At 65.4% G+C, this 23727-nt stretch carries 18 protein-coding genes and 1 pseudogene; 15 read left to right on the forward strand and 4 right to left on the reverse strand.

Features of this window, described 5'->3' with window-relative positions; all coding sequences use genetic code 11:
• Positions 1–8 precede the first annotated feature (8 nt).
• The 12 genes and pseudogenes from A3CW_RS0111885 to tssJ form a co-directional block, all read left to right on the forward strand.
• On the forward strand, positions 9–689 hold the full coding sequence (locus tag A3CW_RS0111885) for a type IV secretion system protein (RefSeq protein WP_081771622.1): 681 nt from the start codon (positions 9–11) through the stop codon (positions 687–689).
• Between the two features lie 190 nt (positions 690–879).
• The gene (locus A3CW_RS0111890) at positions 880–1593 is read left to right on the forward strand and encodes a virB8 family protein (RefSeq protein WP_028203776.1); all 714 of its coding nucleotides are present in this window, start codon (positions 880–882) and stop codon (positions 1591–1593) included.
• Entirely contained in the window at positions 1590–2438 is an 849-nt protein-coding gene (locus A3CW_RS0111895; RefSeq protein ID WP_081771623.1) for a TrbG/VirB9 family P-type conjugative transfer protein, read from the forward strand. Before A3CW_RS0111890 ends, A3CW_RS0111895 begins: the two co-directional genes overlap by 4 nt.
• On the forward strand, positions 2431–3648 hold the full coding sequence (virB10, locus tag A3CW_RS0111900) for a type IV secretion system protein VirB10 (protein ID WP_028203778.1): 1218 nt from the start codon (positions 2431–2433) through the stop codon (positions 3646–3648). Before A3CW_RS0111895 ends, virB10 begins: the two co-directional genes overlap by 8 nt.
• Positions 3645–4772, forward strand: coding sequence for a P-type DNA transfer ATPase VirB11 (gene virB11, locus A3CW_RS0111905; protein WP_028203779.1), 1128 nt, complete (start codon positions 3645–3647; stop codon positions 4770–4772). Before virB10 ends, virB11 begins: the two co-directional genes overlap by 4 nt.
• Before the next feature lie 14 nt (positions 4773–4786).
• Positions 4787–5182: a hypothetical protein gene (locus A3CW_RS0111910; protein WP_028203780.1), complete on the forward strand. Its 396-nt coding sequence runs from the start codon at positions 4787–4789 to the stop codon at positions 5180–5182.
• The gene (locus tag A3CW_RS0111915) at positions 5179–6960 is read left to right on the forward strand and encodes a type IV secretory system conjugative DNA transfer family protein (RefSeq protein ID WP_028203781.1); all 1782 of its coding nucleotides are present in this window, start codon (positions 5179–5181) and stop codon (positions 6958–6960) included. Before A3CW_RS0111910 ends, A3CW_RS0111915 begins: the two co-directional genes overlap by 4 nt.
• Positions 6957–8831, forward strand: a complete 1875-nt coding sequence (locus A3CW_RS0111920) for a PriCT-2 domain-containing protein (RefSeq protein ID WP_028203782.1) — start codon at positions 6957–6959, stop codon at positions 8829–8831. The genes A3CW_RS0111915 and A3CW_RS0111920 overlap by 4 nt, the downstream gene beginning before the upstream one ends.
• Positions 8832–8873: 42 nt before the next feature.
• Complete coding sequence (locus A3CW_RS0111925; RefSeq protein ID WP_028203783.1) at positions 8874–10397, forward strand: LPD7 domain-containing protein; 1524 nt, start codon at positions 8874–8876, stop codon at positions 10395–10397.
• 10 nt (positions 10398–10407) lie between these two features.
• Positions 10408–10929, forward strand: a complete 522-nt coding sequence (locus A3CW_RS0111930) for a hypothetical protein (RefSeq protein ID WP_028203784.1) — start codon at positions 10408–10410, stop codon at positions 10927–10929.
• 1 nt (position 10930) lies between these two features.
• A complete protein-coding gene (locus A3CW_RS0111935) occupies positions 10931–11965 on the forward strand; it encodes a relaxase/mobilization nuclease domain-containing protein (RefSeq protein ID WP_028203785.1) in 1035 nt (344 codons plus the stop codon).
• Positions 11966–12031: 66 nt separating this feature from the next.
• Positions 12032–12459 (forward strand): annotated as a pseudogene (tssJ, locus tag A3CW_RS46005) (type VI secretion system lipoprotein TssJ); the annotation flags it as partial.
• An 11-nt stretch (positions 12460–12470) separates the two neighbouring features.
• On the opposite strand, the gene A3CW_RS0111950 reads toward tssJ, so the two are convergent.
• The 3 genes from A3CW_RS0111950 to A3CW_RS0111960 all read right to left on the reverse strand — a co-directional run bounded on the left by A3CW_RS0111950 (position 12471) and on the right by A3CW_RS0111960 (position 16417).
• On the reverse strand, positions 12471–13937 hold the full coding sequence (locus A3CW_RS0111950) for an MFS transporter (protein WP_028203787.1): 1467 nt from the start codon (positions 13935–13937) through the stop codon (positions 12471–12473).
• Positions 13938–14114: 177 nt separating this feature from the next.
• Complete coding sequence (locus tag A3CW_RS0111955; RefSeq protein ID WP_028203788.1) at positions 14115–14654, reverse strand: hypothetical protein; 540 nt, start codon at positions 14652–14654, stop codon at positions 14115–14117.
• A 335-nt stretch (positions 14655–14989) separates the two neighbouring features.
• Positions 14990–16417: an aminotransferase-like domain-containing protein gene (locus A3CW_RS0111960; protein ID WP_028203789.1), complete on the reverse strand. Its 1428-nt coding sequence runs from the start codon at positions 16415–16417 to the stop codon at positions 14990–14992.
• A 366-nt stretch (positions 16418–16783) separates the two neighbouring features.
• On the opposite strand from A3CW_RS0111960, the gene A3CW_RS46010 reads away from it, so the two are divergent.
• From A3CW_RS46010 to A3CW_RS0111975, 3 genes are all read left to right on the forward strand, one after another.
• Positions 16784–18115: an amino acid permease gene (locus A3CW_RS46010; protein ID WP_081771624.1), complete on the forward strand. Its 1332-nt coding sequence runs from the start codon at positions 16784–16786 to the stop codon at positions 18113–18115.
• Positions 18115–19347: an NAD(P)/FAD-dependent oxidoreductase gene (locus A3CW_RS0111970; RefSeq protein ID WP_028203790.1), complete on the forward strand. Its 1233-nt coding sequence runs from the start codon at positions 18115–18117 to the stop codon at positions 19345–19347. The genes A3CW_RS46010 and A3CW_RS0111970 overlap by 1 nt, the downstream gene beginning before the upstream one ends.
• 76 nt (positions 19348–19423) lie before the next feature.
• A complete protein-coding gene (locus tag A3CW_RS0111975; protein ID WP_028203791.1) occupies positions 19424–20572 on the forward strand; it encodes a branched-chain amino acid ABC transporter substrate-binding protein in 1149 nt (382 codons plus the stop codon).
• Between the two features lie 22 nt (positions 20573–20594).
• On the opposite strand, the gene A3CW_RS50125 is transcribed toward A3CW_RS0111975, so the two are convergent.
• Entirely contained in the window at positions 20595–23531 is a 2937-nt protein-coding gene (locus tag A3CW_RS50125) for a PAS domain S-box protein (protein WP_051481406.1), read from the reverse strand.
• Between the last annotated feature and the right edge of the window lie 196 nt (positions 23532–23727).

Consider the following 23727-nt stretch of genomic DNA (forward strand, 5'->3'; position numbering starts at 1 on the left):
ATATCTGTATGGCCCTCACAGCGGTGGCATCGATCGTCTTCGCGATGCCGTCGGCTCACGCCCAGGGCATCCCGGTCTACGACGCGCAGAACGTCGTGCAGGCCATCGCCACCGTGGGGCAACTGAAGCAGGAGGTACAGCAGGAGCTCCAGCTGTACCAGTCGCTCAGTGGCGCACGTGGATTTGGGTCGCTCATGAGCAATCCGGTCCTGTCGAACTCGCTGCCGCCGAACTGGCAGTCCGTCTATACGGCAATCCAGAACGGCGGATATGCGGGTCTCACGGGCAGTGCACAGACGCTGCGCTCGGCGAGCGAAATCTACAACTGCGAGGACCAGAGTGGCATTGACCAGCAGGTCTGCCAGCGCGCCCTGAACAAGCCGTTCCAGGACAAGGCGTTTGGCACCCAGGCGTACCAGACCGAGCTCCAGGAGCTCGACCAGATCCAGGGCCTGATGCAGCAGATCGATGTGACGCAGGACCAGAAGGGCATCTCGGAGCTGCAGGCGCGTATCCAGATCGAGAGCACAGCGGTCAGCAACGAGATGGCGAAGCTGCAGCTCTTCAGAATGCTGGCCGACTCGGAGGGCCGGCTGATCGTGGAACAGCAGCAGGAGCTCATGCTTAAGCGCGCCGGCAATACCGCACGGCTGCAGGACCAGATGGTGCCTGCGAGCTTTGGCAACTGAGTTCGCCTACCGGGTTCGGAAACTGAGGAGATAGACATGATCCGGGCTTTCGTGGTGATCGCCAGCATTCAGTTAGTCATACTGATGAATGGATGCTCGGACAGTCCACCCAAACCTGTTCTGCCGGATGGCTCGCACCGGGTTCCGGTGAACCGCGTTGCACCCGTCTCACCCTCGGACGGAGGCGCTCATGAGCAGTGACCACGATTATCGGCGGGCGCTCGATTTCGAGGTGTCGGTCACACATCTGCAGGAGCGCTCGGAGCGCCGCGCATGGTACGTGGCCGCGGCTTGCGTGGTGGTGGCCATCCTGTGTGCGGTGGCGCTGGCCGTGATGGTCCCGTTTTACCGTGTCGTGCCGTTGCCGATCGAGGTCGATCGTCTGACCGGTGAGGCACAGGTGATCGACGTGCTCGACGCGAAGCAGGTGCCGATGCGCGAGGTCGAGGACAAGCACTGGGTCGAAGTGTATGTGCGCTCGCGCGAGCGTTACGACTGGGGTCTGCTGCAGATGGACTATGACCGCGTGCTCGACATGAGCGACGACCGGGTTGCGCGGGACTACCGGGCGATCTACGGGGGGCAGGACGCGCTGGACCGGCGGCTCGGAGCCAGCACACAGCGTCGCGTGCGCATCCTTTCGACCACACTCGTGCCGGATGAGCCGGGGCACGCCGTCGTGCATATCGAGCAGACGACGTGGAAGAACGGGATCGATGACGCGCAGCCGCAGCGCTTCGTCATCACGCTGGCCTTCACCTATCGGCCCACCGTCTTCGCGCGGGAGCGCACGGCGATCGAAAACCCGTTTGGCTTCAAGGTGACGGCATACAGCCGCGATCCCGAATACACGCCTGCGGCTGCCTCGCCGGCGCGACAGCCCGCCAGGGGAGGTACGTCATGAAACCGGTCATCTGCCTGAGAACTGTCGCGCTGGCCGTCGCACTGGCCGTCGGGCTCGCAGCGGTATGCAGCGCAGCGCGCGCCTACGATGTACCTGGCTGGTCGGGCGACTCGCGCGTGCGACAGGTCGCGTACCGGCAGGACGAGGTGGTGCGGGTCATCGCGCAGCGCGGCTTTGCCACACACATCGCGCTCGATCCCACCGAGCGCATTCTCGTCGTGGCCCCGGGTGACCGGGATGGATGGCAGGTGCTCGCCAACCGGGGCGACCACGATGTCTATCTCAAGCCGGAGCTTGCAGCGCACGACACGAACCTCGAAATCCGCACGGACCGGCACAGCTACAGCTTCGACCTCGTGGTCCTGCCGCTGAAGGCCCGCTTCGGCAACGACGACGAGATGTATCGCATCACGTTCGTCTATCCCGATGAAGAGGCAGCAAGGACGAAAGCTGCCGATGCTGCTGCTCTTGTGCGCGCGCGCCTCGCGCAGGCGCCGGTGGTGCGCAATACCGCCTACTCGATGCAGGTGATGCCGCATTCGGAGGACATCGCGCCGAGCGCAGCGTGGGATGACGGGCGCTTTACCTATATCCGCATTCCCAATAACCGGCGTATCCCCGCGATCTTCCGCGTGGCCGATGGCGACCGCGAGAGCGTCGTTGACCGGCATATGGAAGACGACGTCATCGTTGTGCACGAGGTAGCCCGACGTTTCGTGCTGCGTCTTGGCGATGAAGTGGTTGGCCTTTGGAACGACGCGTTCGACGTGGACGGCGTACCACCCGAGAATGGCACGACGGCGACGGGTGTAAAGCGTGTCCTGCGGAGCGGCGGCCATGAATGAGGAATCGCCACGCAATGTGATTGCGCCCTGGGGTGTAGACGAGGGCGACCCCGCAAAGGTTACGCAAACTACAAACGGTGACCCTGGGAGACAGCCCGCCGATCGCGGCATGCCGGAACTGGGGCAGCAGGGGGGGCGGCCGCGGGCATGGTGGTTCGCGCCGCTGCTGGTTGTCGCGGCCGTGGTCGGTGCAGCAGTCTGGACGATCCACGGGTTTCTTGAGCGGCACGAAGCGGCCGAGAAGGCGAGGCGCGATGCCGTGCAGGAACAGCCGTCCCAGGGGCGCGTGTTCGGCGATGGGCCCACCGCGGCGTCATCGGCGACGGGTGTGGCAAGCGCAGCCGTGGCAGCCGGTGCGGCTGCGTCCGTCGCCGTTGCCGCCGCGCCGCGCCAGGTGCCTGTGCATACCGCACCGGTTCGCAGCTACTACGATGCGCCGCTGCTCGCGACAGGCGGTAACGGTGCTGCCGGTGGCGAGCCTGATACGGCTGCATCAATCTCCGCAGCTTCTTCCGGCATGCAACCGAACGTGACGGTTGCGTCCGGCAGCCAGTCACAGGGTAGCAGCCCGCTTGCCCAGGCGCTCACGCCGACCGTGACGCCAATGGTGCGCGCGGGGTTTCTGGGCAACCGCAGCCTCATTCTCGCAGAAGGCGCCAAGATCGACTGCGCGGGTGACACCGCTTTCGATTCGACCCAGGCCGGTATCTCGAGCTGCACGGTGACGAAAAACGTGTATTCGGATGACGGCCATGTCGTGCTGATCGAACGCGGTTCGCAGATCAACAGCGAATACCGCTCGAACCTGGCACCCGGCCAGAAGCGCGTGTTCATCCTGTCAGCGCGAATCAGGACGCCCGAAGGCGTGACGGTCGAGATCGATTCGCCAGCCGCGGATGCGCTCGGACGCATGGGCGTGGGCGGGTACGTGAACAACCACTGGGGCGAGCGCATCGGTGCCGCCATGCTGCTCGGCCTGACGCAGGATGCGATCGGCTATCTCGCCACACGAGGCGGCAACGGCAACGGTTCGGTCGTCTTCGAAAACACACAGCAGCAGGGCAATGACATGGCCTCGCGCGTGCTGGACAGCACAATCAACATCCCGCCCACGCTCTCGCAGAACCAGGGTGCGGAGTTCACGATTGTCGTCGCGCGGGACCTGGACTTCAGTCCGGTCTACGCGCTCGAGCCGGAGGGCACGCGATGAACTCCCCGGTCCATGCCCTGGGCGAAGCCCCGGTCCTGGCAGATACCCTACTGCCGAGGCTGGCAGAGGACGCGTCGGTGCGCGAGCTGATGCGGCCGTTCGCGGGCCTCCTCGATGACCCGGCCGTCACGGAGCTGGTGATCAACCGCCCGCAACGTGTGCTGACGGAGACGCACCTCGGATGGCACGCGCATGACTGCGCGGAGCTCGACTTCGAGCGTCTGATGTCGTTTGCGGTCGCGATCGCGACGCTCACGAACCAGGAAGTCTCAGCGCTGCATCCGGTGCTCTCCGCGCTGCTGCCGGGTGATGCGCGCATCCAGATCGTGATCCCGCCGGTGGTGCCTGCACGTACCGTGTCGGTGACGATCCGCCGCCCGTCCTCGCGCGAGAAGACGCTCAATGCGTACGAAAGCGAAGGCCTGTTCGCCCGGACAACGTGGCACCGTCCGGCCGGACTCGATGAGGCAATGCCTGCGTTGCGTGAGCTCGATCGCGAGCTCGTCAGGTACCTCGAAGCGCGCGAATTTCCGGCGTTCTTCGAACTGGCAGTGCGCGGCCGGCTGAACCTCGCAATTGTGGGCAACACGGGTTCGGGCAAGACGAGTTTCATGAAGGTGCTGTGCCGGTACATCCCGGATACCGAGCGCATCGTGACGATCGAGGATGTGCGCGAGCTCTTCATCCGTCACATCGAGAACTGCGTTCACCTGATCTACAGCAAGGGCGGTCACGCTCAGGCGCGCGTGATGCCTGCGGACCTGATCGCCAGCACGATGCGCATGCGCCCAGACCGCGTTCTGCTCGCCGAACTTCGGGGCAGCGAGGCGTACGACTTCCTGAAGTTACTGACGACGGGGCACTCGGGTTCCATCACGAGCTATCACGCGTCGAGCGCCGCGGTGGCCATCGACCGGTTCGCGCTGATGGCGAAGGAACATCCGGAAGCGGCGACGTGGGACGCCGCGGCACTGCGCCGGCTGCTCTTCATGACCATCGATGGGGTGGCGCACATGGAAGCCAGTGCAATTTTCGATGGATCAGGCGAGCAGACCGGCCGGCACTGGTCGATGACGGAAGTCCGGTTCGATCCGCTGCACCGCCATCAGGTGGATTTTCAGTGAAAGGAGGGCAAGCCATGGACGTCGGAAAGGCAACCGGAACGGCACGGTCAACCATCGTGTATCACGTAGTGCGCGCGCTGGTGATGATGGCGATTGTGGCTGCGGCTGCTGGTGGTCTGGTACTCGCTCTATGGCTCGCATCTTTTTTCTTCGTCGCGAGCCAGCATCTCAATCCGCTTCATGCGGGTTTGCATGCCTGGGTCGATGCAGCGCTGGCTTGGTACGACGGACGTTTGCCAAAGCAGGGGCGCGCGAAGCTCGCCGGTGCGGCGCTGTTTGGCCTTGTGCTCGCGTTTGGCGCGCCCGCGTCTGGCGTGTATGCGCTTCTGGACCGTTCCAGTCGTCGGCGTCTGCATGGCAGCGCGCGGTTTGCCAACGAGGCGGACATCCGCCGGGCAGGGCTGCTATGAGCGCGGCAGCGATTTCAGACGCTTATAGCGGGCCGGCGCTGGTCGTTGGCGTGTGGCGTGGCCGCTACCTGAGGTTCGCTGGACAGCAGTTCGTGCTGCTCGCGGCACCGGCGCGTTCGGGCAAGGGCGTGGGTATCGTCGTGCCCAACCTGTTGAGCTATCCGGATTCGGTCGTCGTGCTCGACATCAAGCAGGAGAACTTCAATCTCACGGCGGGCTTCCGGCGCGCGCATGGCCATGAGGTCTATCTGTTCAATCCGTTTGCAGAGGACGGGCGTACGCACCGGTATAACCCACTGTCAGCGATCTCGGACGGGGTATTGCGCGCCGGCGAAATTCTCGCTATCGGATACGCGCTATATCCGGTCGGCGGTCACGATGACTTCTGGAAGGACCAGGCTCGCAACCTCTTTCTCGGCATCGTATTGCTGCTGTGCGAATGGCACGATGCGCGCCGGGCCGGCAACACCGACGTGCCCGATTATCCGGTGACGATGGGAGAAGTGTTGCGGCAGTCGTCGGGCAACGGCGTGCCGGTCAAGGCGTACCTGCAGCAGGCCCTGGTGCAGAACCGGCGGCTGCTCAGTGGGGCGTGTACGGACGCGCTGAACCGCTTTCTTGCGAACGATGACAAGGTCCTCGCAAGCATTCTGGCGACGTTCAATGCGCCGCTCACGATCTGGGCCAATCCGGTCGTTGACGCCGCAACAAGTGCGAATGACTTCGATTTGCGTGACGTACGCAGGCGGCGCATGTCGGTCTATGTCGGCATCACGCCGGACCACCTGAGCGAGGCTGCCTTGCTTGTCAACCTCGTGTTCTCGCAACTCGTCAATCTGAACACACGTCAGCTTCCCCACGACAGCCCCGAGCTGAAGGTGCAGTGCCTCCTGCTGATGGACGAATTCACTTCAGTGGGCAAGATCCACATCATTGCCCGCGCAGTCGCCTACATGGCGGGATACAACCTGCGGCTGCTTTCGATCGTGCAGTCGGTGTCGCAGCTCGAGTCGGTCTATGGTCGAGCGGACGCGAGGACCTTCGTCACGAATCACGCGATGCAGATCATCTACGCGCCACGTGAGCAGAAGGATGCGAACGAATACTCGGAGATGCTCGGCACCTTCACGGACCGCTCGCGCAGTGTGAGCCGCTCGAATGCGATTTTCGGCGGGCGGAGCGGCTCGAGCGAGAGCTTCTCCGAACAGCGCCGTGCGTTGCTGCTGCCGCAGGAGCTGAAGGAACTCGGGCGCGAGAAGGAAATCATCCTGCTCGAAAACACGAAGCCGATCCTGGCTGAACGGATCTGTTACTGGCGCGACCCGGTCTTTACCACCCGACTGCGCGCGGCGCTTCGGATTCCGGCCATGGACCTCGTGCGTTTCGTGGCCCAGGTGGAGCGCCGCGTGAGGGACGTGCAACCGGACGACGTGGATGAGGCCGGCGTGATGCGCCTTCCCCCGGAGTATCTGGAAGTGCTCCAGGCCTGGGACCCGCGCGACCTGCCACGCCATCTCAACGATGTGAGCGACGACGAGGCTGCCGCCTACGTCGAGCGACATTTCACGCTGCTTGGGGTGCCGGTTGCGCAGGTTGCCGTGGCAGCGCGCCGGCTGTCGCCGTCAGACCTCGACGTGGCCGAATTGCGCCCCACTGATGGGGCGCCGAGGCGCAGGTCTGCGCGCACGGCGGGCGCGCCTCGCCCCCAGCGCGGGCAAACTGCATCGCGCGCTGGCGTCACTTCGAGCGTCGTGCCGCATCACGGAGAACGCCGATGAATACCCGCTACCTGAATGAAGAGGAACGTGCGCGCGCGGCGCTGGCCATGATACCTGCCGGGGACTATGGGACGTGGGTCGATATGGCGTTCGCGCTCAAGCAGGGATTCGGTGAGGCGGGGTTCGATATCTGGGACGCGTGGAGCCGTACCGCCCACAACTACAGTGAGCGCGCGGCGCGGGTGACGTGGCGCTCGGCTGGTGAGTCGGGCGGCAAGACGCTCGCGTCGCTCTTCTGGCTCGCGCAGCAGCATGGTTTCGATGTCAGGGCGTCCCGTACCGCGATGGACCCGGCGGACCGACCGCACGTGTCAGCAGCCCGCCCGGCAGTTGACCCGTCACGACTCGAGGCCCGTATGCGCGCGCGACAGGCGACGGCCGCGCGGGAGGCGCTCTCCATCTGGAAGTGGGCGAGGCCGGTGGGTCCCGGCCATCCCTATCTCGAACGCAAGCAGGTCAGGGCGGTGCCCACGCTGCGCGAACTTGAAGCCGAGGAGTTGCACGCGTTGCTCGGTTACGCTCCGCGAAGTGTCGAAGAGCCGCTGACGGGACGTGTGCTGGTGGTACCGGTCTGCATCGGCGAGACGCTGTCGACACTGGAACTGATCGATGCCGAAGGGCGCAAGTCTGCGCTGGCGGGCGGTGCGAAGTCAGGCGGCTACTGGGTCGTTGAGCCGGGCCAGTTTCGCGAGGGCGCAGTCACGCCCATCCTGATCGCTGAAGGGGTGGCAACGGCACTGGCGGTGTGTCAGGCGACCGGCTGGTTCAGCGTCGCCGCCCTGTCGAGCGGCAATCTTCGGCTGGCGGCAGCCATGTGGCGCGGCCGCTACCCGCAAGCGCCGATCGCGGTGCTGGCCGATCTTGGTGGCGGGTATGAGCATGCGAGGCAGGCCGCGTGTGGGACGTCGTCGTTGCTGGCGGCGCCGCGCTTTGCGCCGGGGGCACGCATCGATAACGGGATCCCGACTGACTTCGATGACATGGCCGTGCTGTCGGGATCGCGAGCCGTTGGTGAGCTTTTACGGGAGTCGATCTACGAGGCGGCGGGGCGGGATGTCGTGGATGCGCAAGGCGACGGGAAGATGGCGGGTGTGGACGGATCGGTCGATGCACTGAAGGAGGTTGAGGTGGGCAATGTGAAAGAGAAACTCGTGGGCGACGCGCAGGCACCGGGCCGGCGTCGTATCTCGCGCCGGCGCTCCAGCAGCCCGGACGCATCGGAAGCGGTGTCGCAGGGAAATCCGGCAGCGGCAGCCGTTCAGGAGCAGCCACAGCCGCCGGAGCAGGTTCGGCGTGAGGACGAAACGCAGAAGGCGGACGCACCGGCGGCGCGTGAAGTCGAGGCACCAGCGCGCCGTCAGGCGGGTGAGCCGTTGTATGGACTCGACGAGGTGCCGGGCGAGATCAAGGCCCTGGCCCAGCATCGCTTCGGCGCGCAGATCCGCATGGCGACGCCTCGCGGGAACGGCGGTCCGTACCGTGGCGAGGTGTTCAACACCGAGCACTACCTGATCCAGGAGGTGTCGACGCGCAGCGTGGTATTCCACGCGAAGGCGAACGTCGAGTTCGTCTCGGACCGGCTACGGTGGATGGACGAGAACCAGCGCCTCAACGGTGCGGAGGTCCAGGTCGGGTACGACGGCAGTCGCGCGAAGGTGTATCCGTGGGACCGTGCGCGCGATCTGCTCGAGCGCACGGTTGCGTCGCTCAAGAAGTCGGCACGCGAAGTGGGTTTCGGCAACGAACTCGACGCGACACTCGACCAGTTGCAGGGCGTGTCATGGACGCGTGTCAGGCAAGCGCGGGCGGCTGCTCTCGCGCAGTCGAAGGAGCGCGCCGGCGGAGAACAGGGCGAAAGGCAGCAACGCTGATTGAACCTGACGCTGTATCAGACAGCGAGCACAGGGAGGTCCATGATGGATGAAACCGCAACCCCTACCTCCGCCGGCACGCCAGCCGATGATCCGGTTGTCAACATGATCGAGCCGGACCCGCCGCCTCTGCCGGATCCACAGGGCGGCGCCGCTGGCGCGGATCGTTTCGACCCGACGGCAGCAGACGCATTGGCCGCACGCCAGCGCCGCGGGTTCGATGCAGCGCGGGAGCGGCTGCGCAATCAGGCGATCCAGGCGGACATGCCGCAGCAGGCTGTGGCACAGCAACCCGCATCGCAGCAGGCGACGACCCTGCGGTGGCTGCCGCTGGCCAATCCACCGGAGGTCGTGCGAAAGCGGTACCTGCGCGCCGGCAACCAGTATTTCCTGAAGGATGCGCCGCATCAGCTTGCGTTCGAGGATATCGGCCCGTACCTGGTGACGCAACATAACCGCCCCGACGTCGTCGAGTCGATGGTGGATATGGTTCGCGCCAAGTCGTGGGCTCGCGTGCGGGTGTCGGGCCATGAGCAGTTCCGGCGGGAGGTGTGGGTCCAGGCAATGCTGCTGGGCATCGAGGTGACCGGGTACGAGCCGAAGGCAGTCGATCTGGCCTGCCTGGCCGAGGGCCGTCGCGCCCGGATGACGAACCGCGTCGATGTGATGGAGACGACTGCAGCGATGGGGGGGGCTGCTGAGCTCACGAAGGCATCCGCGGCGGCGCCTCGCCCTGCGCAAACTCCGACGGCGCAAACGGCGAAGTCCGACGCTTCCCCGCAGCCTGAGATGGCTTCGGCGCCGCTGCCACCTGCTCTCGCCTCTGAACCGGCGCCACGCGTTGCAGCGTCCGGGAGCCAGGAACGGCAGCGCTACGCCGGCGAGCTGGTTGAGCACGGCGGGGCGCCGTACCAGCACAACCCCGCGCGCAGTGACTCGTATTACGTCGTTTATCGCGAAGCGGGCGGTGCGGAACACGTCGTGTGGGGTGTGGATCTCGGAAGGGCTGTCGCGGAGTCCGGCGCGCTCGCCGGACAGCAGGTCACGCTTGAAAATCTTGGCCGGCGCCTTGTGAGCGTGACGGTGCCCGTTATCGATGCAAGGGGAAACATGACCGGTGAAGAGGCAAAGGACGTCTATCGCAACATCTGGCGCGTCGATGTGGTGGGGCAGGAGCGCATGCACGCTCGCCCCAGGTCGGCGGCGGAAAAGAGTGAGCCTGGATGGGGGGAGGCCGCGGAGCCGGTCGAATCGGAACCCGTACACGCCGCGCCCAGGCGCAAGCCTCCCCGCGCTCGCCCTGAGGAGCGCGCCGTGCAGATGGCGGTGCTGACGGCTGCGATGCGCCAGCATGGCCTGAGCGAGCGATCCATCGCGCGGGTGCAGCAGCATGCGCGCCGGCTGCTGGACGCCTTCGTGGCCGAGGGTGTCATCGTGCCGACGCCGCGCGTGTTCGATCCACAAGCGCCTTCCACACGAAACCGTCGTACCCGTGCGGTGGCGGAGCGCGTTGCGGGCCGCGAGGTTGAACGTGCCCGGGAAGAACCCGCGTCGCCTTCGCTGTAGGAGCGCGCACATGACCACGCGGGCGCGACTGTGTGTGGATCTCGGGCCGGTGAAGCTACGCTGGGAGGCGTGGTGCGCCCGTCATGGCGTCGCAGCTGCCGATGGCGTGCGGCTGCTGGTCCATGATCTGCTGAACCAGGATGAGCCGCAAGGCACAGCGTCCAGGCATGAACAACACCATCTTGTGGTCAGCGGCCATCGCGAACGCCTCGAAATCCGGCTCACGCAGGCCGAACTCGAAGCGGCCAGACAGCGTGCGTGGGCGGCTGGGCTGAACGTCAACCGCTGGGTGGTTGCCGTGGTCCGCTCGCAGCTCGTGCATGAGCCGCAGCTGGGCGAGCGCGAGATGCGGCTGCTTGCGGATTCGAACCAGCAACTGGCGACCATTGTGACGCTGCTGGGCCGGTTGCAGGCGCACGACGATGCGTATAACGCGACGCGCATGCTAGACGGAGTCCGTGCCGTGATTGAAACGCACCTGCGCGCAGTCACGCAGGTGCTGCGCGCCAACCTCGATCGCTGGAGCCGATAGCATGCCGTTCCCAAAGACCTGGGTTGACCAGATGCTGCTGGACTGGGGAGACCGGCTCTTTCACGAACCGCTACGGCATGTGCGCGCGCCGCGTATGTCGCGCGGTGAGCTTGGGCGGGACGTGCGACGCATGCGCGAGAAACTTGCACGCACGCTCAGGCGGACCCCTGAAGTGATGGTCAAGATCACGAACAAGGCGTCGGGCGCGCAGGGCATGGGCGCGGTGCGCCGTCATCTGCGCTACATCTCGCGCAACGGGAAGGTGGAACTCGAGGACCAGGACGGGATGATCGTACTCGGTCGCGAAGCGCTGCGCGATCTCACGCACGCCTGGCAGCTGGGTGGCTGGGGTATTCCGGAGGAAAGCCGCAGGCGTGAGGTATTCAATGTGCTGCTCTCGATGCCACCAGGCACGAACAGACAGGCGGTGCGCGACGCCGCGCGTGCGTTCGCCGCTGGGGAATTCGGCGACGGCAGACGGTATGTCTTCGCCGCGCACGACGACGAAGCGCACCCGCACGTGCATCTGAGTGTGCAGGTCCGCGGGCCGGATGGCAGGCGGCTCAACCCGCGCAAGCAGGATCTGCAACGCTGGCGCGAACGGTTTGCGGGGCAACTGCGCGAGCACGGGGTAGAGGCCAATGCCACGCCGCGGCGTGTTCGTGGCGAAACCCGACGCTATCCGAAGCAGGCAGTTGTACAAATGACGGCGCGCGGAGAAACGCCGCGGTACTGGCGACAGGAGCTGGACGAGCCAACCCGCCTTGCCTCGTGGCATGCCCACGCCGGGACGTTCGAAGCATGGCGAGGTATCGCTCACGCGGTGGCTGGCTCACCGAGCCCCGATGATCGGAGCCTGGCGGATGTGATCACCGATTTCGTGCAGACGATGCCGGTCCAGCAAGGCCGGCCCGGGCCCGGGCTGACTTACCCGGCGGAAGGTGGGCATCGTGAGCGCGGATTCCATCGCACTGAACGCGATGCGCCCCAGCGCGAACTGTTTCCAGTCGATCCGGATGCCCACGTGGAGCGGTGAGCAGAGGAGAGATGAATGGCAATGCCGATGCTTCCGTGATCAGGCGACGCGTTCAGCTCAACGTTAATTGTCTACAAGAAGCTCAAGGCGCTCTATATCGATCTGGCCGCCCGTCAGGCATTGAATCCGGATGATACTGGCCGTCCGACTTCGGTCGCCGTGCGCGTGTATCAACTCAAGGACCGCAAGATCTTCGACGCAGCCTCTTACGACGATCTGCTAAAGAACGATCGCACCGTCCTCGCGCAGGACCTGCAGGACAGCATGGCGGCCGCGCGCTGAACCCCGGGGCTTCCGCAAGCCTGACACAGGCGATGAAGGGCGATACACAATATTTGGCCGTCGTCGCGTTTTATCGCAATCCGGGTAGCGGCAACGGGTGGGAGTACGTGACCGGGAAGAAAAAGCTCGATCCGGACAAGCCGCTCAAGCTCGAACTCGTGAACCAGTTGCTGCTCGCGGCCGACGCACCTTCACAGAAGGCAACGCAGTAAACGCAGCCAGGTTACTCCTCCCCCACAGCCGAAAGCGGCGCGGCCACATGTTCGAGCGACTTGCGCTCCGCGTCCACGCCCCAGATCGCGGCCACGAGTGCAGCCGCAAGCATGAGCGCCGATCCGACCACATAGCCCGTGAACACTTCGCTGCGCTGGTGCGTATCGATCAGTCGTCCGAAGAACGCCGGGCCGATGATGCCGCCCAGTGCAGTGCCGAACGCATAGAACACGGCGATGGCGAGCGCCCGAATCTCCAGCGGGAATGACTCGCTCACAGTCAGATAGGCAGAACTCGCGGCGGCCGAGGCGAAAAAGAAAATCACCATCCACGCGCCGGTTTGCATCGTCGCCGTGAGCATGCCCTGTTCGAACAGCCAGCCGCTCACCGTGAGCAGCACGCCCGAGAGCGCATAGGTCGCGGCGATCATCGTGCGCCGGCCAATCACGTCGAAGAGCCGCCCCAGCACGATCGGCCCGAGGAAGTTGCCGAGCGCGAACGGCAGCAGATAGAGGCCCACGTCGCCGCCCGGCACGTGATAGAACTCGGTGAGCACGAGCGCGTAGGTAAAGAAAATCGCGTTGTAGAAGAAGGCCTGTGCCGTCATGAGCGAAAGACCCACCAGCGCGCGACGGCGGTGGCGCACGAATATGGCATGAAACACCGCGCTCAGCGGCGTATGGCTGCGCGCATGCAGACGCAGCGGGTCATCAGGCGGGTCTTCCAGGGTATGGCCCGCATCGCGAAAGCGCGTTTCGATGCCCTCGACGATGCGCTTCGCCTCGTCGTGCTCGCCGTGCGTGAGCAGCCATCGCGGGCTTTCCGGAATCCAGCGGCGCATGGGCAAGATCATGAGCGCGAGTAGCGCGCCGATGAAAAAGCACGCGCGCCAGCCCCAGTCGGCGGGCAGCAGGTGCGGGTCGAGCAGCACGAGCGAGCCCGCCGCGCCGATGGCCGCGCCCACCCAGAACGTGCCGTTGATGCTGAGGTCGGTCCAGCCGCGCACGCGCGCGGGCGTGAACTCCTGGATCGTCGAATTGATGGCCGCGTACTCGCCGCCGATGCCCGCACCCGTGATCGCACGAAACGCCACGAAGCTCGCGAAGCTCCACGAGAACGCCGTCGCGGCGGTGGCCAGCAGATACACGGCGAGCGTGATGAAGAAGAGCTTGCGGCGGCCCAGCCGGTCCGTGAGCCAGCCGAAGCCGAGCGCGCCGCACACCGCGCCCGCGATATACGCGCTGCCGGCCAGACCCACCTGCGCGTTGTCGAGATGCAGCACCGGGCTCGTTTTTAACGCACTCGCTACCGCACCGGCCAGCGTGACTTCGAGACCGTCGAGTAGCCAGGTGACGCCCAGCGCCACGACGATGAGCACGTGAAAGCGCCCCCACGGCAAGCGATCGAGGCGCGCGGGCAGCGTGGTTTCGATGATGGGAGGCTTGTCAGTCGTCCCGGTCGTGTTGGGAGGGTTCATCGGGTAGGGCGGCTAAGGCACGCGATGCGTTGTAGCATGCGCCGTTCCCGAAATGCGGGCGACGTGTCACCTGCTCATACAAAAGCGGGTGACGTATGCACAGGTGAGCCGTGATAAAACCAGCTACATGGTCCGTTTAATGACTTTCGACTCGACGGTTAAATCAGATAGGCGGATTTAGAAACCGCGCCGAACCGTAACCGTTGCGCCTGTGCTATGCGAATGAAGAATGGCGACGCGTGCGGTGGCGGAGAACACCCACTCGTCGACGGTCAGCGAGAGCCTGCGCTGAGGCTGCGCGCCGATGTTCAGCGTGCTGTCCGGCACCTGCAGAATCGAGATTTGCGGCGCTGTGGAAGGGCCCATCTGCAGATACTCGGCAGTTGTCCGTGCAGCCTGCTGCTGCGTACCGTAACGGCTCCCCGGCACCGACTTTACGAAGTCGTAATGGTATTGTTCCTGTGTCGCCGGCGCGCTATAAAAACTTTCGACTTGCGCATAAAAAGGCTTTGACTGATTCGCCTGATATTCCATTTCGTACCGATGGAGGTACGCCTGGGGTTCCGGTGGCAGCGCTGGAACCACTTCCATCGGCATGGACGGGATATTGGCGACCGTCATGGTTTCGGGAATGTTCACACCGGTGCTCTGAGCGAATGCATAACCGCTCAGCATAAAAAAGGCTGCACCGACAATCTTTTCGTTCAGGCACGTCATGAGCATGCCTCCAATGACGAACTCGAAACATCAAAGTGTCGAACGTTCCTGCCGAACAGACTGCCTTTGCATCACTGCACCAATGCATTCTAGTACCTGATTTGCTTCCTGCTAGCCGAATGTGCGCGCACGCCATGCAGATGGATGCAAAGTCCACCAGAGCGCGCACGGCGTGCAGCGTCGTTGCCTAACATCGCGGACGTTATGACCGATTCGGGCTGCGCGAGTCGCACTGGCAGCGGAAGAAATTGCGCAGGGTCGTGCGCGTGCTCGATGGGCTCGCGCCAGAGGCGAGCCCATCGACACCAGCCCATTGGGGAAAATCCGGGTGCGGCCTAGATCGTGCCAAAGAGGGCGCGCGGGCGGTCCTGCAGGGTGCGCGCGAGGACCTTCAGCGCGCGCGCCAGTTGCTCCCGCGAGGTTGCACACGCGAGGTTGATGCGCACGCCGTGCTCGAGCGTTGAGCGGTCCACCGCGAACGCCGAGGCGGGCATGGTGTTCACACCGCGCGCGAGCGCGTTGGCGGCGAAGTCGTCGGAACGCCACGGCGCCGGCACGCGCAGCCAGACAAACATGCACGCCGGGTCGCTGTTGAGCAGATCGCGAGGCAGGATCTCGAGCGCGAGTTCCTGCCGTGCCTGCAGTTCCGCACGCTGCGCTTCGAGGATGAGGTGCGCGGTGCCGTCCTCGATCCAGCGCGTGGTGATGAGCGTGGTGAGCGGCGCGGGCATCCAGGCCGTCGTGCGCACGGCTTCGGCCGCGAGCGGCGCACCATGCGGCGGCGTGAGCAGATAGCCGATGCGCAGCCCCGGCGCGAGCACCTTCGAGGTGGAAGCCACGTGGAAGGTCAGCTCGGGGCACAGGCTCGCGATGGTGGGCAGGCGCTTGCGCAGCAACGGCCCGTACACGTCGTCCTCGATGATGGCGACGCGATGGCGCCGCGCGATCTCCACGAGCGCGAGGCGCCGCTCCAGGCTCATCGTGACCACGCTGGGGTTCTGCAGGTTCGGCACGGTGAAGATCGCCTTCACCGGCATGCGGCGGCATGCGTCTTCGAGCTGGTCCGGCAGGAGGCCTTCGGCGTCGCTCGGGATCCCGACCAGCTCGAACTGGAACGCGGGCGCGAGCGCCTTGAGGCCGTAGTAGGTCAGCTTGTCGGAAAGGATCACCCCTTCGTGTCCCATCAGGCTGCTCAGGACCGCATAGAGGCCGTGCTGCGCGCCGCTCGTCACGACGAGATTCTCGGGCGAGGGCGTAAAGCCGGGCGCGGCGATCCACTGCGCGCCCGCCGCGCGCGCCCATTCGGCGCCCTGCGGCGGCTGGTATTCCTGGGTTTCCGCAAAGCGCGGGTCGCGCGAGATCGATGCCATCGTGCGGGCGAGCTGCGCGAGAAATTCTCCGGTCGCCGGCCGGTTGACGGTGAGGTCCACCACGCCGCTCGCATCAGCGCCGCTCGCCTGGCTGCCGCGCTGCGCCGCGGCGCTGACAGCAGGCATGGCCCCGCCGGTGACGATCGAGCCGCGCCGCTTGCTCGCCACGATCAGCCCGCGCGCCTGCAACTCCTTGTACGCGCGCGAGACGGTGGAGACGTTGATGCCCAGTTCCACGGCCAGATCGCGCTGCGGCGGCAGGCGGCTGCCGGGTGGGTATTGACCGCTGCGCACCTGCTCCTCGAGATTGCGGGAGACCTCCAGATACGTGGCTTGACGACCTTTTGTCTGGATATCGTCATCCGATTTTGTCTGGTAATCGTCGGCTTTCATGCAAGTAGTAACTCCATACAAAACTCGATCGTCTGCCACGCTGCCTTGTTGCTGCGAGATGGGTCGCCAGCACCGTCACCGCATCCGTAATCCAATAGTACGATATCTGGCAGGAGTTTAGCTGCCTTTGCCCCGGGCTGGAAGATCATTCACCAGGGAATTTCCTGGTCTCCACACAAAGCATTTTTAATTGCACACAAAAAATTATTGTGTGAGTATGAATCCAAGGTTTTGTTCGGCTATCAGTTCGGCGCAACACGCACTGTATTACAGGAGGACAGGCTCGTGGCAACCCGGCAACCCACACCCGCTTCAAGCGCAACATCCACACCCCTTGGCCATTCGCTGCGCAAGCGGCACGTCACGATGATTTCGCTCGGCGGCATCATCGGCGCGGGGCTCTTCGTCGGCAGCAGCGCCACCATCAACGCGATGGGGCCGGCTGCCTGCCTGAGCTATCTGCTGGCGGGCATCGTCGTGCTGTTCGTCATGCGCATGCTCGGCGAGATGGCGCTCGCGCATCCGGGCGTCGGCTCGTTCACGGAGTTCACGCGCATTGGTCTCGGCGACTGGGCCGGATTCACGAACGGCTGGCTCTACTGGTACTTCTGGGTGATCGTGGTCGCCGTGGAGGCGGTGGCGGGCGCGGGCATCCTGCAGCGCTGGATTCCCGCACCGGTCTGGGTGATCGGCCTCGTGCTCCTTTCGCTCATGACGGTCGTGAACCTGCTCTCGGTGAAATCGTATGGAGAATTCGAGTACTGGTTCGCGTCGATCAAGGTCGCGGCGATCATCGTGTTCATTGTGGTGGGCGCGAGCTACCTGTTCGGGTTCAGCTCGTGGCACCAGACCGTGAACAACCTGAGCGGCGATCACGGGTTCATGCCGTTCGGCGCGATGTCGATCTTCGCGGGTGTGCCCACGGTGATCTTCGCGGTGGGTGGTGCGGAGATCGCGACCATTGCCGCGGCCGAATCCGACGATCCGGGCCGCAACGTGGCGTCGATGACGCGCTCGGTCATCCTGCGCGTCATCACGTTCTATGTCGGCTCGCTCTTCGTGATCGCGTGCATCGTGCCGTGGGCGAGCATCAAGGTGGGTTACTCGCCGTTCGTGGCCGCGCTCGAAACCATGCATATTCCGGGCGCCGCGGACATCATGAATGCAATCGTCCTGGTGGCCGTGCTGTCGGCGCTGAATTCCGGGCTCTATGTGTCGTCGCGCATCGTGTTCCGGCTCGCCGAGCGCCGCGACGCCCCGCGCGCGCTGCTCACGCTCTCGAAGAGCCGCGTGCCGCGCCTGGCCGTGCTCGCGAGCAGTATCGTCGGCTACGTGGCCATCGTCGCGGCAATCGTTTCGCCGCAGGGCGTGTTCCTCTATCTCGTCAGTGCATCGGGCGCGGTCATGCTGTTCGTGTATCTCTCCATCGCCGTTTCGCAGATCGTGATTCGCCGGCGCCTGGAGGCAACGGAGCCCGAACGGCTCACGTTCAGGATGTGGCTCTTTCCCTGGCTTTCGTGGGCCGTGGTGGCGGCCATTGCCGGCGTGCTCTGCGCGATGGGCTTCGACCGCGCGCTCTCTGGCCAGCTCATGGCGAGCCTCGCGAGCCTGGCGGTGGTGTCGGCGGCTTACCTGCTCACACGCAAGAGGACTCACGTGCAGGATTTCCGTGAGCCCGCAACCAACTGGAAGAAGTAATGGCGCAAGTGGCTGTCATCGGCGCGGGTTTCGTGGGGTTGTCGTGCGCGTACTGGCTCATGCGCGACGGGCACAGCGTGACGCTGTACGACGCGCAGGGTCCGGGCGAGGGCGCTTCCTACGGCAACGCGGGCACGTTCGCGAACTATGCGTGCATTCCCGTGAACAACCCGGACGTGTTCCGCAACATCCCGCGCTTTCTGTTCTCGTCGACGAGCCCGCTGCGCATCCGTTGGGGCGATGTACCGGGGCTCGCGCCGTGGCTCACGCGTTTTCTGCTGAGCGCCACGCCGCGCCGCTACGCGGGCAGCGTGAACGCGCTTGCGCAACTGCTCTCGCGCGCCTTCGAAGGCTACCGCGAAATGCTTGCCGTCGACACGCTCGCGGCTTTCGTGCGCGAACGCGAATGCCTCTACCTGTATTCGAGCGCGGCGTCGTTCGAGGCCGCGCAGCCGGCGCTCGAGCTGCGGCGCTCGCTCGGCGTGGCGTTCGAAACGCTCGCGCGTAGCGAGATCGCACAACTGGAGCCCGGCCTCGCGCCGCTCTTCTCTCAAGGCACGCTCTTCAAGGGCAGCTGGTTTCTGAGCGATCCGCGCGGTTTTCTGCAGGCCTTGCATGCGATGTTGACGCAGCGCGGTCTGGTGCACCGGCGCGTGGCCGTCGAAACGCTGGAGCCAGCGCCTGGCGCAGTGAAGCTGATCGATACGGCGGGCGAGGCGCATGACGCAGAACATGCCATTGTGTGCGCGGGCGCATTTTCGGGGCGCCTCGCGCGCCAATGCGGCGACGCGGTGCCGCTAGGTGTCGAGCGCGGCTATCACGTGCGCTTTCCTGGGACCGCTAACCGGATTTCGCGCCCGTGCGGCTGGGCCGAGCGCGGCTTCTACATGACGCCGATGGATGGCGGCATCCGCGCGGCGGGCACCGTCGAGCTGGCGGCCAACGGCGCGGGCAAGAACGCGGACCTGCTGCGCCTGCTGACGCGCTCTGCGCAGGAGGCGCTGCCCGGACTGCCGGAGCCGGACAGCGACTGGCTCGGCTTCAGGCCGAGCCTGCCCGACGCGCTGCCCGTGGTGGGCGCGTCTAGCCGCTCGCCGCGCGTGATCTATGCGTTCGGGCACCAGCATCTGGGCGTGACGCTCGGCGGCGTGACGGGCAGCGTGGTCGCCGATCTCGTTGCGCAACGTGCGCCTCCCCTCGATCTCGCCCCTTATAGTCCGCGCCGTTTTTAACCCCTGTTTCCAGCCACTTTCCAGCCAACAGCCACGTAACACCTAACGCAACAGTCTCCCAGCGAGGATGAGCATCATGAACCGCCGCACTCTCGTACTAACGATGGCCCTCGGGCTGATGGGCTTGCACGGCCCCGCGCAGGCGGCCGACCCCGAGGTTGTGAAGATCGGTTTCGCGGGGCCGCTCACCGGCCCGGTGGCGCGCGTCGGCAAGGACTTGCAGTACGGCGCGCAGCTCGCGATCGACGAGGAGAACGCCAAACACCCGGTCATTGCCGGCAAGCCGGTGAAGTACGTGCTCGACGTGCAGGACGACCAGGCCGATCCGCACGTGGCCGTGCAGGTGGCGCAAAAGCTGGTGGACGACGGCGTGGTCGGGGTGATCGGCCACTACAACTCGGGCTGCAGCATTCCCGCTTCGACGGTTTATCACAACGCGAACGTCGCGATGATCACGCCGGGCTCCACCAACCCGGCGCTGACCCAGCAGGGCTACGCGAACGTGTTTCGCACCATGGGCAACGACGGCATAGGCGGCGTGATCGCCGGCAAGTTCGCGGTGGAGCAGTTGAAGGCGAAGCGCATCGGCATCATCGACGACCGCACGGCCTTCGGCCAGGGGCTCGCCGATGCGTTCGAGAAAGGCGCGAAGGAGGCCAACGGCAATATCGTCGACCGCGAGTTCACCAACGACAAGGCCGTCGATTTTCGCGCCATTCTCACTTCGCTCAAGCAGAAGAACGTCGACGTGATTTTCTTTGGCGGCCTCGACGAACAGGGCGCGATGCTCGCCAAGCAGATGCGCACGCTCGGCATGCCGGCGCGCCTCTTTGGCGCGGGCGCACTGAAGAGCAATGCCTTCCTGCAGATCGCGGGCCCGGCGGGCGAGGGCACGCAGGACCTCGAACCGGGACCGGCGCTCGACAAGCTGCCTTCCGCGCAGGCGTTCGCCAAGCGCTACAAGGCGCGCTTCAATCAGGATGTCGAACTGTATGCGCCGTTCGCCTATGACGCCGCGCTCGCCATGCTCAAGGCGATTCGCGACGCCGATTCGCTCGACCGCGCGAAGATCGTCGCGAGCTTCCCGAAGGTGACGGTGGTGGGCGTGACGGGCAATATCGCGTTCGATCCGCACGGCGACCTCATCAAGCCGCCTTATACGCTCTTCGAGGTGCAGCAGGGCCAGTGGAAGAGCCTCAAGACGCTCGGGGGCAATGGCGTGTGAAGGGCGCGCGGGGCGGGGCCTTTCACCGCGCGACCAGCAGCTCGAACAGCGTGTGGAAATCGACCGGCTTCGTGAGATGCGAGTCGATACCGCTCATGCGCGAGCGCAGCCGGTCGGCGTGCTGGCCCCAACCCGTTAGCGCGATGATCTGCAGGCCGACGTAGCGCGGGCTTTGACGAATCTGCCGCGAGATTTCGTAGCCGTCCATGCCGGGCATGCCGATGTCGAGCACGACCGCATGTGGCACCGACTGCTCCAGTGCGCCGAGCGCGGCGGCGCCGTCGTAGACCACGCGAACTTGCGCGCCTTCGGCCGAGAGCACCATGGCGAGCGAATCGGCGGCGTCGCGGTTGTCGTCGACCACGAGAATGCGCTTGCCCGCGAGCGGCTTCGCGGCGCGCGCCACGCTCGCCGGGGTCTCGCGCGCTTCGGCGGGCATTTGCTGCGAGAGCGGCAAGCGCACCGTGAAGGTGCTGCCTTTGCCGGGGCCGGCGCTCGCCGCCTCGACCGTGCCGCCATGCATGCGCACGAGATGGCGCACCATGGTGAGGCCAATGCCGAGGCCGCCCTGGTTGCGGTCGGCAGGGCGGCTGATCTGCGTGAACATTTCGAATACCTGACCAATCTGCTCGGCCGACATGCCGATGCCCGTATCGCTCAGCGTGACGACGACCCACTCGCTTTCGCGCATAGCGTCGAGCCGGATCTGGCCGCCCGTGTCGGTGTAGCGCGCCGCATTGTTGAGCATGTTCGCGAAGACCTGCGTGAGCCGCACGCGGTCGGCGTCGAGAACGAGCGGCGTGTCGGGCAGCGTGATGCTCAGTTCATGGTGCGCCTGATCGATCGCGGGACGGCTCGTTTCGATAGCATTCTCGATGATTTCCGCGAGCGCCACGGGCGCCTTCACGAGGCCGATCTTGCCGCGCGTGATGCGCGACACTTCCATCAGGTCGTCGATCAGCCGCACCATGTGATGCACCTGGCGATCGAGCATGTCGAGTATCGGCGCAGAGTCCGCGGGAAACGCACTGCGCCGGATGAGGTGCAGCGCATTGGAAATGGGCGCGAGCGGATTGCGCAGTTCGTGCGCGAGCGTCGCGAGGAATTCGTCCTTGCGCCGGTCGGCTTCCTTGAGCGCGTCTTCGGCGTTCACGGCTTCGGTCACGTCGATCGAGACACACACGTGGCCGCGAAACTCGCCGCTCGCGGAAAACCACGGCGCACAGCAGGTTTCGAACCAGTGCCAGCCTGCGTCCTTGATTTTCACGCGCAGCCGGCTCTGGAACGCGCAATGGTTGTGCTGCGCGGTCTGTACGCGCGAAAGAAAGCTGGGCAGGTCACGCGGATGCACGATGGTGTGCCAGCCGGTTTCGAGCAGTTGTTCTGGCGTGAGGCCGATCGCCGTGAGATAACGCTGGTTCAGATAGACCGTGTTGCCCTGCGTGTCGATTTGCCAGATCAGCGCGGGCGACGCTTCGGCTAGCGCGCGAAAGCGCGCCTCGCTCTCGCGCAGGGCTTCCTGGGCGCTGCGGCGGTCGTCCACGTCGATATTCATGCCCACCCACTTGCGCACCGTGCCGTCCGGATTCCAGATCGGCGCGGCGCGCACGTTGGTCCAGCGCCAGCCGCCCGTGGCGACGTGCAAGCGGAATTCCGCGTTCACCACACGCTGCGCCGCAATCGCGTCCTTCCATTGGCTCAACGCGTAGGCGCGGTCGTCGGGATGAACGGCGTTGGCCCAGCCTTCGCCGAGCCATTCTTCGCCGGGCTGGCCGGTGTATTCCGACCAGCCCGGCGAGACCGACTCGGCCTGGCCTTGGGCATCGGCTTCCCACACCGCCTGCGCCAAGCCTTCCACCAATGCGCGAAAGCGCTCCTCGCTGTCCACGCATTCGGTTTCCGCGCGCTTGCGTTCCGTAATGTCCAGCGCGAATTCGGCGCACTTCGAGGCCATGCCCGTGCCCGAAAGCCGGGTGGGCGCGAAAAGGCCCCACCAGCGCGTGCCGTCCCTGCGGATCAACTGCCGCTCGTAGGGCTGGGTGCGTCCGGTGGTGGCGAGGTCGGTGACCGCGCGCGTCGTGACGCCGAGAAATTCGAGCGGCACGAGCTTGTCCCAGTGCGCCGCGGCGCGCAAATCCTCGCGGCTATAGCCGCTCATCTGCTCGAATGCGCCGTTGGCGTCGGCCATCGTGCCGTCGAGGTCGAAGAACAGCACGCCCACGGTTTCGATGGAAATGGCGGCCTGCAGGCGCGCTTCGCTCTCGCGCAGCGCGTCTTCGACCTGCTTGCGCTGCCCGGCTTCGTCGTGGAGCTTCGTGTTGATGTTCTGCAGCGTGCGCGTGCGTTCGGCCACCTGATGCGCAAGATTGCGGCCCGCGTCCTGGGCGTCGCCCAGCGCGCTCGTCAACTGATGCGCGGCGCTCGCGCACGAGGCGAGGCCTTGCAGCAGGCGCGCGTCCTCGGCGTCGAAATGTCTTTCCTCGCCGTGCGTCACGGCCCAGACCGTTCCGACCACTGTGCCGTTGACGCGCCAGGGCACGTGCAACGCTTCGCGGATGGGCGGATCGATCGCGCGGTACGAAGCAAAGCAGCGTGCAGGGCGATCGAACAGAAGCATGGTATTGCGCCCCTCGGTCACGCCGCTCGCGCAGTCGTCGCCGGGAAGCGTGCGGTCCACTTCTCCGGCCAGTTCGCCGGCCACCGCGCCCCAGCGGAACCGGGCCCTGGGGCCGTCGCGCTCGGGCACGCTCACGCCGGCCGACTCGGCGCGGCACAGCGTGAGGGCGAGCCGCGCGAGCATAGGCAGTACACCTGAGGGATTGCTCGCCATTTCCTGCGTGAGCGCAGCAAGCGCACGGTTCTCGCCCTGATAGTCGGGCAGTCGGTTCGGGCGGTCCACCAGAGCCTCGGTGATCAGCGTTTCCTCGACCGTGAGCGCAGGTGCGCTGTTCTCTTGCATGCTGCCTCCGCGTTAGTCGTCCACCGCGCCTGCATTCGCATCCTTGCTGCAAGATGCGAACGCCGGCGGCGCCCATTGTGTTCGCCGGTGCGCATCGCGTATTCCCGTAGATGAAAACCGCGAGAGGCCAGTGCGTTTTGTTGTGGCCCTTTGAACGCCGCGTACGGCGGGGTGGGCCGCAAAGCGCGGTGGGCAT

Source organism: Paraburkholderia nodosa DSM 21604 (assembly GCF_000519185.1).
In the GTDB taxonomy this organism is placed as follows: domain Bacteria; phylum Pseudomonadota; class Gammaproteobacteria; order Burkholderiales; family Burkholderiaceae; genus Paraburkholderia; species Paraburkholderia nodosa.